The organism is Vibrio sagamiensis NBRC 104589, assembly GCF_007990935.1.
Classification (GTDB): Bacteria; Pseudomonadota; Gammaproteobacteria; order Enterobacterales; family Vibrionaceae; genus Vibrio; species Vibrio sagamiensis.
Genome location: NZ_BJXJ01000007.1, coordinates 121,185 through 138,726, shown reverse-complemented (window position 1 = coordinate 138,726; position 17,542 = coordinate 121,185). Strand labels below are relative to the sequence as shown.

Below are 17,542 nucleotides of genomic sequence, written 5' to 3'. Positions count from 1 at the left end.
CTCTGCTCCACTGAACATCTCCGACATATCCGTTACATTCGTGGTATCCCAATCATTTATATTCAGGTTAAAATTAGCGTTATCTTTGAACAAAAGGCTCATATCAGTCACACAATGTGTGTAAAATTTAATGCCTTTAGACAGTAACCCCTTATCAACCGCTATCTTAAGAGTAGTATTGTTAACAACAATCAATGTATCTTGCCAATCCTGATTACTATTAGCGTAAGTATCTATTTCATCAGGGGTGGTATAATTTAAGCCATTACAAGTAAGTAGAGTAATGGGGTCACCAAATACTACATGAAAATTACAATCAGAACTAATTGACTTAGTTTCATACCTGTTTTCACTATTAAGCTCAGGTACTCCACATTCATTAGGGTTATCACTAAACATATCTCTTACAATATAATTTGATGCTGCTGTTGCACTAAAAACAATCGTTTGTTCTAAACTGACATGCGCTTCTCTGTCTGTATAATCAGAGTTTACATCTGGGGTACCATCAGCGTTCAAAATAGAGAGTATTTCCACTGTACCCAAGCTGTTGCTATCCAGTAAAATATTAAAGTATCGCTCTGACTTAATTATGATTTCACAATCCTCATAAATTGAGGCCGTCCTGTAAGTATTTCTGCTATAAGGCTCCTCAGGCTGACCATTTTCAGGCATAATATCTTCACCACAAGCTTGAACATTTAAAATACGACTCCCCTCTTTAGGAATAACTGAAAAAGTGACTTGTTTACCATGTTCGACACCAAAAGGTAAAGGGTTGATAGTAGCCTCTCCAGAACCAATTTTAGTGACGTTAATAGCATAAGTATTTAGACCAAAATTAATATCGATATCACATGTATTTTTGAAAGATGTTACCGTATAGGCAAGCAATAAGTTATTACTGTTATTAATCGCTGGCAATATTACACATGACTCTTCATCTTCAATATGAAGACTGGTCAAATGATAACCGTCAGAAGGCTTTATCCAAAATGGTGTCACCTCACCTGATTGTGGATAAAAGCGAGTCCAATGTAACTCATCACCGTTTTCCTGTAGCAAGAAAGTACCTTTTGAGTCATCTTCAGTACTTATTACAACAGAATTATTTAAAGTTGGGCGTGAGATATCTGTTCCATCAAATAGCTCAAAGTTAATCGAGATATCACATCCTCCATAATTAGATGTCACTGTATAAGCAAAAGCTGATCCCATATTGAGATTGGCTGCAGGGAATAGGCTGCAACCAGCTCCTGTAACACCGAACTCATCCAAACGATAACCATCTGATGGCTTCACCCAAAATGGCGTCGCTTCCCCTATGGCCGGATAAAAATGTGCTGACTGTAGCTCATCACCATCTTCCAGTAAAAAGAAGGTACCTGAGCCATCTGTTATCGCCATATCGACATAATTAGCTATGGCTGGAAGACCTATATCTGCACCATCAAACGGCTCAAAGTTGATCGCTACATCGCATCGTCCTTGATTGGATATAACGGTATATGCCAATAAGGCTCCATTATTTAGGTCATCAGCAGGGTCAATTTTACAAGCCTCTCGATCAGACACACCAATGTCGGCCAGACGATAGCCGTCTGAAGGCTTCACCCAAAATGGCGTTGCTTCACCTATGGTCGGATAAAAATGTGCTGAATGTAGCTCATCACCACCTTCCACTAAAAGGAAGATACCTGAGCCATCTGTTATCGCCATATCGACGTAATTAGCTATGATGGGCAGATCTATGCTTGCATCATCAAACGGCTCAAAGTTGATCGCAATATCGCACCTTCCCTGATTGGATGTCACGGTATATGCTAATAGCGCACCTTTATTTAGGTCGGCAGCAGGGGAAACTTTACAAGCATTTCGATCAGACACACCAATGTCGGCCAAACGATAGCCGCTTGAAGGCTTCACCCAAAATGGCGTCGCTTCACCTATGGTCGGATAAAAATGTGCTGATTGCAGCTCATCACCACCTTCCACTAAAAGGAAGGCACCAGAGCCAACTTTTATTGACATATCGACATAATTAGTGATGAGAGGGAGATCTACACCTGCATCATTAAACGGTTCAAAGTTGATCGCAATATCGCACCTTCCTTGATTGGATGTCACGGTATATGCTAATAGCGCACCTTTATTTAGGTCGGCAGCAGGGGAAACTTTACAAGCATCTCGATCAGACACACCAATGTCGGCCAAACGATAGCCACTTAAAGGCTTCACCCAAAATGGCGTCGCTTCGCCTATGGTCGGATAAAAGTGAGCAGACTGCAGCTCATCCCCACCTTCAACTAAAAGAAAGGCACCAGGGCCTTTTTTTATCGCCATATCGACGTAATTAGTTATGATGGGCAGACCTATGCCTGCATCATCAAACGGTTCAAAGTTGATCGCAACATCGCACTTTCCTTGATTAGATGTCACGGTATATGCTAATAGCGCACCTTTATTTAGGTCGGCAGCAGGGGAAACTTTACAAGCCTCTCGAGCAGATACTCCAATGTCGGCCAGACGATAGCCGTCTGAAGGCTTCACCCAAAATGGCGTCGCTTCCCCTACGGTCGGATAAAAATGAGCAGACTGAAGCTCATCACCACCTTCCACTAAAATGAAGGTACCAGACCCATCTTTTATCGCTATATCGACGTAATTAGTTATGATAGGCAGACCTATGCCTGCATCATCAAACGGTTCAAAGTTGATCGCAACATCGCACCTCCCCTGATTAGATGTAACAGTGTATGCTAATAGCGCCCCATTATTTAGATCAGCAGCAGGAGAAACTTTACAAGCTTCTCGGTCAGACACACCAATATTAGCCAAACGATAACCATCTGTAGGCTTAACCCAAAATGGAATAGGTTTATCAGGAGTTGGGTAAAAATGAGTTGATTGTAACTCATCACCATCTTCTTTAAGAAGAAGAATACCCGAGCCACTCTGTATCTCAATATAAACATAGTTATGAGTTATCAAAACCGGCATTTCGCTTTGTGAGTTATCTGATGTGAAATCAACCAAGAAAGAGCAGTCACTATTGACTGGTCCTATTTCATATGTGACTTCAACCGAGGGGTTATTAGTGAGAGAGCCTATAGATATGGGACAATCACCTTCCAATAAACTCAGACTTTCAATTACGTATCCATCAAAAACTTTAACAGTAAACGATGCCTTATCTCCTGCTGATACTTTAACTCTGTTCGGGGATACTTCACCACCATCATTAGATACAAAGGTCACAGAGAAAGGAATACTGGCAACAGTATTGTTTTTAAAGGCCCCTTCATCATTACAACCATTCAAAAAAAGCGAAAATAATATAATGAAGTAAACCTTTCCAGTCGATAAAACACGTTTAACCATTTTAATCACCATAACCTCAAATACCTGGTTACAAAGCTTTGCATCACCTCTTGCTAACCTAGCACAACGAGGTTATTCCTTTTCCATGATTATTTGCCAACTGAAAACCTTCTCTTAAAAAATAAAATACTTTATACATACTAAGCATATGCCATAAGCTAAAAAAAACAACGAATCAAAAAAAACATTTATAAACATTTAAGTAAAAAAACATTTTAAATATTAAGTAAAGAAAAATAATCTGGCGTGCCTTTAACAAGAATTAAAGATCAGAAGATTTATTATTATGAGAGAGGCAGCTTACTTAGACGTGAAATTATCTATCTCAGTAAAATTTTCGTAAAATAAATTAAAGATCAAGAATGAACGAATGAATGATGAATACCTTACCCCTTCGACTTGGACTGACCATGTGGTCACACAATCAATGGCAGCAAAGCTTTTATGGCAGCGGCACCAAACCTGCTGAGCGTTTAGAAAAGTATGCGCAAGTCTTTCATACCGTAGAAGGTAACACGACTTTTTATGCTACACCGACACTCAATACAGTCCAAAATTGGAAAGCCGCAACTCACGATAATTTTAAGTTCACCTTTAAACTGCCCAAAGCGATCACTCATGAGCACATGCTCCGAGGTTGCGAGGAGCCATTACGTGACTTTATGAAAGTAATGGAGCCACTTCATGGACGTGTTGGCCAATGGACGATTCAACTCCCGGCCGCTTTCGGACCTGAGCACTTAGACAGGTTGAAAGCATTTTGTGACAAGTTTCCTACAGGATTTCCACTCGGGGTTGAAGTTCGTCATATGGCCTTTTTCTCTAAAGGAAACGAAGAACGTACTCTAAACCAATGGCTATTAGAAAGTGGCATCGACCGCATTATCATGGACAGCCGACCTCTATTTGCAGCACCGCCGACAACAGAAGCTTTGATTGATGCCCACCAGAAAAAACCACGCGTTCCTGTACATGCTATTGCAACAGCCCACCAACCAATGATTCGCTTTATTGGTCACCCTAATATGGATGAAAACTTGCGATTTTTTGAACCTTGGTTGAAAAAGCTCCCGCTTTGGATTGAACAAGGCGCTCAACCTTATTTGATGATCCACACCCCTGATAACATTCTAGCGCCAGAACTTGCCGAAAAACTCTATAGGCAACTGCAGCTTAAGCTCTCATTACCGGATTTAGCTGCGTTTCCTGCCAATGATGGTAATTCGCAAATACAGATGTTTTAGCTAATCGTATAATTAAGAAAATGACAGAGGCTCGAAATTCCCATAAAATACGCGCCTTTTTGATGTCTGACTATTTCAGACGGCGTGCTTGCAGAGATTGAGTTATGAACCCTAAAAACAATCCAGATACTATTTTTTCGGCCCCAATCGATAAAATTGGGGATTTCACCTTCGATGAGCGTGTTGCGGAAGTTTTTCCCGATATGATTCAGCGCTCGGTACCGGGTTACAGCAATATTATTTCTGCTATTGGAATGTTATCCGAACGGTTTGTTAAACCACATACGAATATCTACGATTTGGGCTGTTCACTGGGTGCGGCTACACTCTCCATGCGTCGTCATGTGAGACATGAAGGCTGCCAAATTATTGCGGTAGACAATTCCACTGCCATGGTGGAACGATGTAAGTTGCATGTGGACGCTTATCGCAGTGATACTCCAGTCAAAGTCGTAGAAGCCGATATTCGAGATATCGAAATCGAAAACGCCTCTGTCGTGGTCTTGAACTTCACTTTGCAGTTCCTATCTCCGCAAGATCGTTATGCTTTATTAGAAAAAATACACGCAGGGCTGCGCCCCGGAGGCATCCTTATTTTATCTGAGAAGTTCGTCTTTGAAGACAACATAGCAAATGAACTCTTGATCGATCTTCATCATGACTTCAAAAGAGCCAATGGTTATAGTGAGCTCGAAATTAGCCAAAAGCGTAGTGCGATCGAAAATGTTATGCGACCAGACTCTAAAAAAGATCATAAAGAACGTTTCGCCCAAATTGGCTTTTCGAGCTTTGACGTTTGGTTTCAATGCTTCAACTTTGGTTCAATGTTTGCGATTAAGTAGCGCTAAACATGTAAACTCTATGGGCTACAGACAACGCTTTGCCCCCATATCCATACCTAGTTATGGCAAAGGTATGTTTAATTTTTACACCATCAATTCAGTGAACAACTATGTTTAACTTTGCAAATTTTTATCAGCTTATTGCCCAAGACTCTCGTCTTCAACCATGGCTGAATGTCTTACCACAACAGCTTACAGATTGGCAAAATGCAGAGCACGGAGACTTTAATCGCTGGTTGAAAGCGCTAAATAAAATCCCTGAAGGCTCGCCTGATCAAGTTGATCTTTCGAATTCCGTAACAATAAGCGACGATAAGCCCTTTCACGATGGGGAATTAAAGAAGCTTGAAAACCTATTACGTACCTTTCATCCATGGCGTAAAGGTCCATACACCCTCCATGGTATTCATATCGATACAGAATGGCGAAGTGACTGGAAATGGGATCGTGTTCTGCCACATATTTCTCCATTAAAAAATCGTAATGTTTTGGATGTCGGTTGTGGAAACGGCTATCACATGTGGCGCATGCTGGGTGAAGGTGCCCGACTTTGTGTTGGTATTGACCCCTCTCACCTGTTCTTAATTCAGTTCGAGGCCGTTCGCAAATTAATGGGTGGCGATCAAAGAGCTCACTTACTCCCACTTGGTATCGAACAGCTACCGAAACTTGAGGCATTCGATACCGTTTTTAGTATGGGCGTTCTTTATCATCGTCGTTCTCCCTTGGATCACCTGATTCAGCTCAAAGATCAGTTAGTCTCAGGTGGTGAACTGGTGTTGGAAACGCTGGTTATTGAGGGGGATGAGAATGCCGTCCTGGTTCCAACATCTCGATACGCTCAAATGCGTAATGTGTATTTTTTCCCATCAGCCAAAGCTTTGAAAGTATGGCTAGAGTTAGTTGGCTTTTCGGATGTTCGTATTGTTGATGAAAACGTTACATCTGCTGGAGAGCAACGAACAACATCCTGGATGACACATAATTCATTACCTGATTATTTAGATCCAAATGACCCAAGCAAAACCGTTGAAGGTTATCCAGCACCAAGACGTGCGGTACTCTTAGCAAAAAAATATTAATTTACTGAGTTTTTTGACATTGTCATAACTCGATTCAACAATTAAGATACTAGCTTACTTAATTAGCCCGAGCTAAGAATATATAAACATTCTTAGCTCAGTACTGATTTAGTTCATTCTTACTACAAAAGGAACAATGCAACATTATTGCTTGTTAGCCTCAAAGGATAGAACTAAACTTCTAAAAATCCAAAATTAAACCCAACATCAAGGTTTTCAATGTTTAAACGATTGACTCCGGTTATCACTGTTGCTTTATTATCAGGTTGTACCTTAACCAAAAGTGAACAGTATCACCAAGAAGCGCTTACGGCTATCAAAGCCTCCGAAACCAACTTCAATCATCGACTTTCCGATTTAGAACTCAAACTCAGTACTCAGTCAGACGATATCGACGTCTTACAAGGAAAAGTAAACAAACTCACTCTTGAACTCAGTAAGCTTCGTAAAAATACTTCAAAACAATTACCAAAACCCAAAGAATCAATAAATCTTCAAAGTATCACTTCTAATCAAGCCACTCCTACTCATCAAATTGTTCTCGGCTCTGTTGAACGAGTTACTATAGATTCAATCAAACAAACATTTGATGCTCAAATAGATACCGCTTCCTTGACTTCGTCTCTTAATGTTTCAGACCTTGAGGAATTTGAAAGAAATGGAGAAAAGTGGATTCGTTTTCACTTGAAAAGCAACAGTCCGTCACAGAAAAAAGAAAACTTCTGGATTGAAGCGCCAATTTTGCGCTTTGTGAAAGCTCGAAAGACAGAAGCTTCAGCACTGAAACGTCTTCCGGTCGTAGAACTATGGGTGCGTGTAGGCAAAATTCATGAAAAAGCGCAATTTACTGTCTCTAATGACAAAAAAGCGGCACAACCGATTTTATTAGGTAAAGCTTTCATTCGTGACATCGCTGTTGTTGATGTTAGTCGTCAATACATACAAACAAAAAAATAGAATTAATAAGGTAGATTATGACGTCAAGAATTACATTTTATCTCACCATACTACTTCTGATCGCTGCAGGTATTGCGTTAAGTGTTACTAGACACGAAAGTTATGGTGTTCCATGGACACCAGGTGAAAAACGTCAAGTTTGGGATGTTGAAGCTCGTATCGAATTTACCGCCAATGGTGGAGAAGTGAAAGCCTCACTTGCTGCTCCACATACTCAGGAAGATTTCACTCTTATAGGAGAATCAGCTTCTTCTCCTGGGTATGGTATCTCCTATGTTGATTCATCTGCAGGTCGACGTGCAGAATGGTCCATACGCCAAGCAAGCGGTCCACAGACTATCTATTACAAGGCTCAGTTTTTAGTCGACCCACAAGCAAAATTTGACCAAGAGCCGCCAGCAGATAATATCGTGAAACCTACTCTTTCTGCGCCACAACAAGCTGCCGCGAAGGCACTTATTCAACGAGCAATGAGTCGCTCTGCTGATAATGAGACTTTTACCCGTGAATTGATCAAGATACTTAATGATCCCGATAGTCAAAATGCAGCTTTAATGCTCAATGATTTTGATCGAACCGAAGCCTTACAAAACCTTTTGCTAACGGCCGGAGTGCACAGCAAAGTGGTTGGTGTGATCGAATTGGAAGATGGCCGTCGCAGACAAATGATTCAACCTATGGTCCAAGTTTGGTCTGATAACAAGTGGGTGCTTTTCTCACCTAATTCAGAGCAAGCAGCCTCACAAACCAACCTTCTTGTTTGGGATGAATCTAATATTTCGTTACTTGATCTTATGGGCGGTAAAAACAGCCAAGTTCATTTTTCAATGATCAAGCAGCAACTGACACCAAAAGAAGCGACAGATAACAAAGTTGCCGCCGATGGCCTGTTAAACCTGTCTATCCATAGCTTGCCTCTTGAAGAACAAGCGATGTTCAAGACCATTATGCTCATTCCTATCGGGGCATTAATTGTGGTTTTCCTTCGCGTTATCATTGGCCTAAAAACATCAGGCACTTTTATGCCAGTGCTCATTGCGGTTGCTTTTGTGCAAACGACTTTGATCACAGGCGTGGTCGGTTTTTTGCTCATAGTAGGAACGGGACTGATCATTCGAAGTTACCTCTCTAGGCTCAACCTCTTATTAGTCGCCAGGATTTCTGCCGTCATCATTACCGTCATCATGATCATATCGGTCTTTACCGTTGTGGCATTTAAGATTGGACTAACAGAAGGCCTGACGATTACCTTCTTCCCGATGATCATTTTATCTTGGACTATCGAACGTATGTCGATTCTATGGGAAGAAGAAGGAGCAAAAGAAGTCGCACTACAAGGTGGTGGCTCACTGCTTACTTCAATTCTGGTCTATATGGCGATGACTAACCCATACATCCAGCATTTAACGTTTAACTTCTTTGGACTGCAATTGGTCGTGCTTGCCATCATACTGCTTCTTGGTACGTACACAGGTTATCGCTTAACAGAATTACGCCGCTTTAAACCCCTTGCGGAGGATTAATGATGTTTGAACGTTTTACTTCGCCAGCAAAGCTACGCCATAAAGGCATTATGGGTATGAACAAACGCAACCACAGCTACATTGGTCGCTATAATGATCGTTCTAAATACCCACTGGTTGACGATAAGTTAAAAACCAAAATAATAGCTGAAGCTGCTGGGGCGACAGTACCCACTTTGATTGGTGTTATTTCAAGCCAAGCAGAAGTGAAAAAGATCCACGACATGGTACAAAACTGGCCGGGTTTCGTTATCAAACCAGCACAAGGTAGTGGCGGCAAGGGAATCCTTGTCGTGACCTCTCATAAAGATGGTGTCTACACAAAGCCATCAGGGGCTACCATCACTAAAGAGGAAGTTGAACGCCACATCAGTAACGCTCTGGCTGGTTTGTTCTCTCTTGGTGGGAAAAATGATGTCGCGGTGGTGGAAAACTTAATTAAGTTTGATGATTGCTTTGAAGGGTTCAGTTTCGAAGGAGTACCTGATGTCCGTATCATCGTCTTTAAAGGCTACCCTGTGATGGCGATGATGCGTTGCTCTACTTCAACTTCCGATGGAAAAGCCAATCTACACCAAGGCGCTGTAGGTGTTGGTATTGATATTGCGACAGGTAAAGCAATACGTGCGGTGCAATTTGATCAACCGATCACGCATCACCCAGATACTGGTAAAGACTTATCAACGCTTCAGGTTCCTCATTGGGAAAGACTATTAGAACTTGCTTCTAGTGCTTGGGAAATGACTGGTCTAGGCTATATGGGTACAGATATGGTGCTGGATAAAGAGGAAGGGCCAATGGTTCTCGAGCTTAATGCACGTCCTGGTTTAGCAATACAAATCGCTAATGGTGCAGGTTTACTGCCTAGACTCAAACACATTGAAAACCTAGGCACGCAAGCCGAATACCCTAAGCCCAAAGAACGTGTCGCTTACGCAGCTGAACAATTTGGTGTGAAATCCCAATTCTAAGCTCTGGCTTCAGCTCCGAAACATCTGAATGTTTAGCGATGAAAATTAGTGGGCTTTAAAATATCCCTAATTAATACCTCTAATAAAAAAACGCCCGCAGATTTCAATCTGCGGGCGTTTTTTCTGACTCATACTATCTTTTTTGGTTCATACTAACAATCACACAGATAAGCCGTTTTTTATCGCTTCAATCATTATGATTCAATCGCTTCCATGATTGCTTGAGCGTCGTTATTTGGTCTCTGAGCTTGCCCAAAACCGCGTAAGCCAACCACATGAACATGTTCATGATCTTTGAACACTTTGCGAACAAGCTTATAGGTGGTGCCTTTTTCTGGACTGATATTTTCAGGTGCCGCGATAAGCAGCTGCATATCCAGTCGGTCACACAATTCAAATAGAGTCGAAATTGACTTCGTATCAAGACGTGCTGCCTCATCGAGGAACAACAAGCGACAAGGCACAATGTCTTTACTTCTCAAGCGACGTGATTCTTCTTCCCAGCTTTGTACAACCATTAATAGGATAGATTGACCTGTACCGATCGCTTCACCTGTTGATAGTGCCCCAGATTCCGCTTGTAGCCAACCATCAGAACCACGGTTTACTTCAACACTCAACTCTAGGTAGTTACGGTAATCCAATAGCTCTTCACCAAGGATCTGTGGAGAACGCTGACCCATATCAATATGAGGGTTGACTCGCTGGAACAGTTTTGCCATCGCTTCAGAGAAGGTAAAGCGAGAAGACTCAAATAAATCTTTATGCTGCTCTTGATGAATGGAAAGACCATTTAAAAGAACCTCGTGACTCTCGCGAATCTTCACATTTAGACGTACGCCTTTGACCTGACCAAATGAAATATTCGATAAGCCTTGGTTCAGCATACGGATGCGGTTTTGCTCGCGTTGAATGGTCTTTTTGATGATGCTCGCAACCGACTCGGAACTGATTGCCAGACGATGTTCACGTTGCGTCAGTTCCTCGGTTAGACGGGCCAGCTCCACTTCCATCTCTTCGATTGCTTCTACTGGGTCATCGGTACGAATGATATCCTGACGAATGCGTTCACGTAGATGCTGATAAACAGCGATATAGAACAATACCTTACGTTCAGGACGAGCATTATCTTCAGATAAGCGTAATGCATCGCGTAAATCGTCATTATTAGCCACAGCAAGACGCAACGCACCCAGTGATTTGTCCGACATAGAACGTAGCTCATCGGCTGACAAATAAGCCAATTCACGTTTATGTAGGCGACGTTCGACATCGTTTTCACGTGCAAGACGAAGAACTGAGCACCAGCCTGCTTTTGCTGCGACAACAAAAGTACGTAGCTCCACGTATTCTTTCTGCACCTTCTTCATGCGTTTGGCTAAGCCTTTCATCTCTAATTCGGTAGAGGTGATGGTACGTTCGTACTCGCTCTTACGACTTCGAGAAGTATGAAGACGCTCGTGTAACTCATCACGGCGACGCATTGCTCGCTCTTCTGCCCCTTCATCGGCATTCACACCGAATTCTTGTAGTTCTTGCTTGAACTCCTGAACCGTCTCCAATTTTGCTTGATGTGAGCTTTTCAAAGAGGCCAATACTTGATTGTATTGGTTCATTTGGCTTTGTGACTGCTTCAGTTCCTCACGACTGCGCGTACGTATCTGCTCTGCTTGAACCAGTTTTGCTTTTAATTGGTCACTCAGTTCACTGCTCTTATTTAACAGCTCCATTGAGTCAGCATAAGCGAAGTAATGACGACGCTCGACCAAATCTGAAAGAGCAAATATTTGCTTCTTAAGCTCTTGTAGTTGTTCGTCTGCCGTTTTGTACTCAGCTTCAAGTGCATCAAATTGCTCTGGATCCGCTTCTAATGCAACCGCTATTTTTTCTAGCTCACCAACCGCCTTCGCGTGTGAATTTAAGAATTGTTTTGATTCAGAAAGCAGAGCAATTTTCTCTTCCAACTCATCAAAACGAGCTTGCAGTGTATCATCGTCGATGAGAATAATATTTGCGGCCAATTTATCCAAAGAAGAAAGCGCTTGCTTACTGGTTTGCAATTGTGAGCGTTGCTGTTGCTCTTTACTATCTAAGTCCGCTAAGACACGAACGACTTGATTACGTTTGTCGCGGATAACCACCAGCGCCTGCTCAGGATCAGCTTCAAAAGCAACCTGAATATGCTGTGCAACAAATTGATTGAATGCCTGGTATAGACGCTGCATTTTCTGTGAGTCAAAAGCAGACTTCGCATGCTGTTCAACCACTTCTTCTCTCTCATTACGAAGAAGCTCTAAGCGTTGTTCGCGAGCCGCACGACCAAATAAAGGAATCTCAGGAAAACGAGAGTAACGCATTTGGTGCTCGTTCATGCGAACACATACTGCACCCTCAAGTTCTTCAGCATTAAATGAACTATCGTCAAATGCATCTACATCACCTTCAATAATGTATAAGTCTTCAGGACAGTCATCTAATTCAACTAACTTTTCTTCGATATCGGATAGATCAGAAACCACGATAGCATGACGTGCAGGACCATACATGGCACTAAAGTATGGGGCATCATCAATGGTGATATCATCGTAGATCTCAGAGAGCAGTACACCACCCAAAGTATCGGCTAAACCTTTCAAACGAGGGTCATTTGAACCGCCAGGTGAAGCAAGGCGCTCAATTTCTGTTTCAAGCTGGCTGCGACGCTCTGACAACTTGTCTTTGGCGATAGAGAGCGCTTTTTCTTGTTCAAGTACAGCTTGCATTTGGCTCATAACCGCTTGACTGTCTTCTAACGGCGCTGCACTTTGCTCACGTAGCTTTTCTAGTGCATCATTTGCGGTAATCCAAGCAGGGGCAATGGCTTCCAGTTTATTGATTTCCGCTGCGGCATCTTGCTCAATACGACGCTGTTCACCACGTAGTTCACGCAATTCTTCTTGCGACATTTCAAGTGAATCAATTTGCATCGTATGACGTTCACGTTCTTGTTCAAAAGCAATTTCATCCGTTAATTCAACATGAAATTGCTTTTGATATTCAGTAACTAGCTCGCGTACTTGACGTTGCTGGTTCAAGCTGCGTTCAAGATCACGATGCTGTGCACGCCATTGCTGCTCATTCTGAACCACTTGCTGTGACTCACGCGCTTTCAAAAGAATGGTTTTGGCCTGTTGAGAGGCCTCTTTACGTTCTACCGAACCGACAATACTTTGGACTAATGTCAAAGCCATTTCGAACTGCTCGGCTGCTGCAGATGACATGTCTAACTTGTGTTTAACCGCTAACAAAGCATTGGTATTTTCAGCTTCTTGATTCTTAAGTTCAAACACCAATTGCTGTGCGGATTCTGCGGTTAAACTTTCATCTTTGAGTAAAGTTTTCGCTTTTTCAAGCGCTTGAACAGCTTGCTGGTACTGAAGAGCACGAGTTTGTTGTACATCAAGCGCTTGTTGGTAATCCGAAAGTTGCGTTTTAAGGCTGTCTACCTCTTCTTCCGCTACGGTCGCTTGCTCTTCCGCCATCATGACGCGTTCTTGCGCTTCTTCCACCACCATCATCTGCTCTTCAAAGCGTTCACTTAGCTCTTCAAGATCTTCTTGGTAGCGTTCAATCTTCTCTTGTTGACGTAACGCATTTTGTACTAACTGCAAATGATCAGACGCGGCTTGATGATCTTGTTCTAACGCTGACTCCGAATCGAGCAATAAAGCTAATTCTTCTTGAACACGGTTAAGTAAGTTGTTTTGTTCAACCAAAGTTTCCCGTGATCCAAACAGTTCTGAACGTAGTGAAAGGGTTTTATCTAATTTTTTACGACGATCGTTAGCATGGCGCATGTAGTCAGCAGCCACGTAGTTTGTTGATTCGGTGATCAGGTGTTTGAAGAGGTCACGATCTGCTTGCGTGGTTTTGATCGCTTCTAACGTCATACGGTTTTCGCGCAAAGCAGATTCCATATCTTGGAACGCTTTTTTTACACCACCATTTTGCGGCAGAAGGTAGTCACGCAATGAACGGGTAATAGCACTTGAAATACCACCGTATAATGAAGCTTCAATCAAACGGTAAAACTTCGAACGATCGCCCGAGTTACGTAATTTCTTTGGAACGACACCAAATTCAAACATTTGGGCATGGTAGTCAACGATAGAAGAGAAGGCTTTAAACTGAACACCTTCATATTCTCCAATAGCCTCTTTGACTTCGTTAATCTGTCTAACCCTGGCTTGGGTTGCAGAGACACTTTCAATCAATATATCTGTCGGCTTCACGTCACTCGGCAAGCCTTGGATAACGAAGGGTTTGATGTCTACTTTTTTGTCACGCCCTGCAACTTGCTGTAGCTTAACAGCAAACAATAGGCGTTGGTTTCGAGAATTGACGACATCTAGAGCAGCGTAACAGGCACCTGGTTGTAATTTACCAAACAAACCTTTATCGCGAGATGACTGGCTGCTGCCAGCTTCCGTAGTATTACGGAAATGCAATAGTGTTTGGTCAGGGATTAATGCGGTAATAAATGCAGCCATTGTTGTTGACTTACCTGCACCGTTACCGCCAGACAGTGTGGTAACTAAATTATCAATATCAAACGTACGGGCAAAGAAGCCGTTCCAGTTAACCATGGTCAACGATTGATATTTACCACGTTCAATCATGCTCATACTTCACCCTCATTTGTGTGCTCTTCAGCTTGGTCATCTTCAGTCAATAAACTGCCTTGGCTCGGCTCTTTCGTATGAACGACTGCTTCACCATCGCGAATCAAGCGTAATTGTGCCTCTCTCATATCATCACCCGATCGAACATCAGCACCAAAACGGAAGACCGATTCACTGATGCTAAATTTACTGGTTTCACCAATATTGATAATCATGCCTAATCGACGCAGGCGACGTAGAGACGTTCGCACTTTTTCAAACAGCTTTTCTTTATCAAGATCCGAACCTGTTGCACGGTTGGTGACCAGTCGCATCAGTTTGTTTTCATCAGCCAAAGCCAGCAGTTCTTCATACAGCTCTTGATTAGTAAAAATCCCTTCATGAGCAAGGCGCTCAGGGCTGAGATATAAAAAACACAACACTTTACCAACCAACATATCTAACTCAGACAGAACACTTCGTCCAATCAGTGAGGTTGAGCGAGGTCGAAGGTAGAAAAACCCTTCAGGGGCTTTAACTAACTCAGTGTTGTAGCGCTGATAAAATGACGAAAGTTCTATTTCAAAATCTGACAACAAAGCGTAATTATCGAGATCCTCAGAAGAGATATGTCGACCAGCACGAAGCATACTGTCCAGCGCAGGAAATAAAGGGTTTGCTATGGCTTTAACCAGATTATCTGGCATATATTCATTAGTATCTGTCGATGACATTTGCTTGTACCTTTGCACCAAATTCATTAATGGCTTTCCAGTTTGGTTGAATAGCCTGATAGTCGGATTCCGAGTAACCAAGACGGACCGCTTGATCAACAACAATACGGGCTAAATCAAAATGATGAGTATGCGGATGCTGTGAAAGGTAATCTTTTAGCACCGCACTTAAGTCGAGCGGCGTATTTTGCTCTTTATGTGCTTTCAACATCTCACCAATTGTTTCGGAGAGCTCATCATTCACTTTTTGAAATTCTTCATACTCCACTTCCATTGGAACTTGTCCCGTGACTTCATCGTTACGGAGAATAAGCGCCTCATCACGAAGGTCAGAGAGTTTTTCGGCATTGGCATAGGTGAGGAACCAAGGCATATCGAAGTAATCCGTCATGGATTGGCGTAAACGAGCACTGAAGGCACGATTTTTATCCATATCAATCGCAGTACGAATGAATTTATGCACGTGACGATCGTATCCGATCCAGAGATCAATCGCTTGTTGGCCCCAACTGGTAATTCGATCGAGTTTCATCTGTAAGCCAAACAATGCTTCTTCAATAAATTCTAGCTCAGGATCACCATACACAATGCCCTGAACATCCAAAAGTTGTGTTTGTAATTCATCACTGGCTGCTTGCAAGGTGTCTTGCAGCTCACGAAGTGTACTTGATGTTTCTGAAAGCAGCGCTTCACAGTTATTGATTGCCTCGCGCCAGTCTTTATTTAGTAGGTCTGCGATTTGCTGTTTTACGGACTGCTGCTGTTCATCCATCACTCGTTGGTTAAGATCTATTTGATCAAAGATTTCACCAACAGAGTACTTTAAAACGCCATAAACATTCTTCTTCCAATGTCCTGGTGTTCCGCCTTTTTGAGCCGCTTCAATCGCTTTCGCCATCTCATCAGCAACCATAGAAAGCTGAATAGAAAGGCGTAATTTAGAAAACTCACGGTGGCGAACGTAGTAGTCGGTAATGCCGATCGCTAAGGGAGATAAACGATATATACTCACACCATCTGTCATTTCACTGACAAAGCGGCTGATCAAACGTTGTTTGACCATCTCATTAATAGCATTGTTTGCACGGAAAGCCGACGCTTCTCCAGTGGCTTCAAAAAGGCGAGTCACGATGGCAAATGCGTCATGTAGTTCACCTTCTCCCAATTCTTCATCGAACCTTTCGTTACTCAGTACAGCGATAGCAATCAAAAACGCCAAACGTTCTGTAGTCAGGTTCAACGAGAAGTCATTCTGCTTTACCCAACCCACCAATTCATCAATCGGTTGATCGGCCGCATTAAGAGTTATCTCACTCATTGTGATTCCTGTTTATCATTTTTCTTGGCCCAAACATGTATGTAACGGCCTAATGAGAGATAGGGTTCTTGTCGGCAAAGTTGTTTTTCTAGTGCCAACACATCCTCAAACTCATAGTCACCCATATACTGCTGATTACCGATGTAATCACTGAATGAGCGAATACCGGACTTACCACAAATAGTAAAACCCGCGTTTTCTATCCATTGATAGACATCTTCTGGCTTTAAGCCTTGTTGAGGCTGTAATTTAAATCGTTTCCGGTGAGGCATACCGTTTAATACATGTGGAATATTGCCACAAACCACATTTTTGTAAACCAAACCGTGATAGTTATAAAACATAACTGAAACAACACCCCCTGCTTTTACTTTAGTCAGCAGTTTTTCAAGTGCGTCTTTTGGATCAACGAGCCACTCCATAACCGCATGAAACATGACTAAATCAACGGGTGTTGATAGATGTTTATCGATAGATTGAATCGGAGCATGAATAAACCGATATTGTTCCAGTAAACCGTTTTTATCTATATCCTGCTTTGCTAGCTGCAACATTTCTGAAGACAAATCACACAAGCTCACTTCATGCCCGAGAGCGGCAAGCTTTTGCGACAACTGAGCCAAACCACCACCCGCATCAAGTATTTTTAAGGGTTGCTGGTGAGCCTCCAATTCATTTAGAATTCTCTGGAAGTCTTCCCATACAATAATTTTTCTAAGCTCTCCTTTATCGGAGCCGTAAATATTTTTTGCAAATTTGTGGGCGATATCGTCGAAATTGCGGTCTTCAGTCACTTTTACTAGGTTATGATAACGGATTATCTTGCTATTCTGGCACAAGGAAGGCAGGA

General features: G+C 42.3%; 11 protein-coding genes. 6 read left to right on the top strand and 5 right to left on the bottom strand.

Annotation, left to right across the window (positions count from 1 at the left end; all coding sequences use genetic code 11):
* A partial coding sequence (locus VSA01S_RS05220) for a BspA family leucine-rich repeat surface protein (protein ID WP_186810626.1) occupies positions 1-3,381 on the bottom strand: 3,381 nt, incomplete at its 3' end.
* Positions 3,382-3,758: 377 nt separating this feature from the next.
* On the opposite strand from VSA01S_RS05220, the gene VSA01S_RS05215 reads away from it, so the two are divergent.
* The 6 genes from VSA01S_RS05215 to VSA01S_RS05190 all read left to right on the top strand — a co-directional run bounded on the left by VSA01S_RS05215 (position 3,759) and on the right by VSA01S_RS05190 (position 10,000).
* A complete protein-coding gene (locus VSA01S_RS05215; protein WP_039980795.1) occupies positions 3,759-4,625 on the top strand; it encodes a DUF72 domain-containing protein in 867 nt (288 codons plus the stop codon).
* Positions 4,626-4,729: 104 nt separating this feature from the next.
* Complete coding sequence (gene cmoA, locus VSA01S_RS05210; RefSeq protein WP_039980735.1) at positions 4,730-5,467, top strand: carboxy-S-adenosyl-L-methionine synthase CmoA; 738 nt, start codon at positions 4,730-4,732, stop codon at positions 5,465-5,467.
* Between the two features lie 110 nt (positions 5,468-5,577).
* Positions 5,578-6,549, top strand: a complete 972-nt coding sequence (cmoB, locus tag VSA01S_RS05205; RefSeq protein WP_039980736.1) for a tRNA 5-methoxyuridine(34)/uridine 5-oxyacetic acid(34) synthase CmoB — start codon at positions 5,578-5,580, stop codon at positions 6,547-6,549.
* A 219-nt stretch (positions 6,550-6,768) separates the two neighbouring features.
* Positions 6,769-7,506 carry an ATP-dependent zinc protease family protein gene (locus tag VSA01S_RS05200; protein ID WP_039980738.1) on the top strand — a complete coding sequence of 246 codons (738 nt, stop codon included), beginning with the start codon at positions 6,769-6,771 and terminating at the stop codon, positions 7,504-7,506.
* A 17-nt stretch (positions 7,507-7,523) separates the two neighbouring features.
* Complete coding sequence (locus VSA01S_RS05195) at positions 7,524-9,029, top strand: inactive transglutaminase family protein (RefSeq protein ID WP_039980739.1); 1,506 nt, start codon at positions 7,524-7,526, stop codon at positions 9,027-9,029.
* 2 nt (positions 9,030-9,031) lie between these two features.
* Complete coding sequence (locus tag VSA01S_RS05190) at positions 9,032-10,000, top strand: alpha-L-glutamate ligase-like protein (protein WP_039980796.1); 969 nt, start codon at positions 9,032-9,034, stop codon at positions 9,998-10,000.
* Between the two features lie 194 nt (positions 10,001-10,194).
* On the opposite strand, the gene mukB is transcribed toward VSA01S_RS05190, so the two are convergent.
* Genes mukB through cmoM form a run of 4 tightly spaced genes read right to left on the bottom strand, consistent with a single transcriptional unit; the run spans position 10,195 to position 17,486 of the window.
* Positions 10,195-14,658, bottom strand: a complete 4,464-nt coding sequence (gene mukB, locus VSA01S_RS05185; RefSeq protein ID WP_039980797.1) for a chromosome partition protein MukB — start codon at positions 14,656-14,658, stop codon at positions 10,195-10,197.
* A 2-nt stretch (positions 14,659-14,660) separates the two neighbouring features.
* Complete coding sequence (gene mukE / locus VSA01S_RS05180) at positions 14,661-15,374, bottom strand: chromosome partition protein MukE (protein WP_039980741.1); 714 nt, start codon at positions 15,372-15,374, stop codon at positions 14,661-14,663.
* On the bottom strand, positions 15,355-16,692 hold the full coding sequence (mukF, locus tag VSA01S_RS05175) for a chromosome partition protein MukF (protein ID WP_039980743.1): 1,338 nt from the start codon (positions 16,690-16,692) through the stop codon (positions 15,355-15,357). Before mukF ends, mukE begins: the two co-directional genes overlap by 20 nt.
* A complete protein-coding gene (gene cmoM, locus VSA01S_RS05170) occupies positions 16,689-17,486 on the bottom strand; it encodes a tRNA uridine 5-oxyacetic acid(34) methyltransferase CmoM (protein WP_039980745.1) in 798 nt (265 codons plus the stop codon). Before cmoM ends, mukF begins: the two co-directional genes overlap by 4 nt.
* Between the last annotated feature and the right edge of the window lie 56 nt (positions 17,487-17,542).

Excerpts from the sequence above, each read along its gene's own strand:
- VSA01S_RS05195 (WP_039980739.1), top strand. The coding sequence starts at position 7,524 with ATGACGTCAAGAATTACATTTTATCTCACCATACTACTTCTGATCGCT.
- VSA01S_RS05190 (WP_039980796.1), top strand. The coding sequence starts at position 9,032 with ATGTTTGAACGTTTTACTTCGCCAGCAAAGCTACGCCATAAAGGCATT.
- VSA01S_RS05200 (WP_039980738.1), top strand. The coding sequence starts at position 6,769 with ATGTTTAAACGATTGACTCCGGTTATCACTGTTGCTTTATTATCAGGT.
- VSA01S_RS05215 (WP_039980795.1), top strand. The coding sequence starts at position 3,759 with ATGAATACCTTACCCCTTCGACTTGGACTGACCATGTGGTCACACAAT.
- mukB (WP_039980797.1), bottom strand. The coding sequence starts at position 14,658 with ATGATTGAACGTGGTAAATATCAATCGTTGACCATGGTTAACTGGAAC.
- mukF (WP_039980743.1), bottom strand. The coding sequence starts at position 16,692 with ATGAGTGAGATAACTCTTAATGCGGCCGATCAACCGATTGATGAATTG.
- cmoB (WP_039980736.1), top strand. The coding sequence starts at position 5,578 with ATGTTTAACTTTGCAAATTTTTATCAGCTTATTGCCCAAGACTCTCGT.
- cmoA (WP_039980735.1), top strand. The coding sequence starts at position 4,730 with ATGAACCCTAAAAACAATCCAGATACTATTTTTTCGGCCCCAATCGAT.
- mukE (WP_039980741.1), bottom strand. The coding sequence starts at position 15,374 with ATGTCATCGACAGATACTAATGAATATATGCCAGATAATCTGGTTAAA.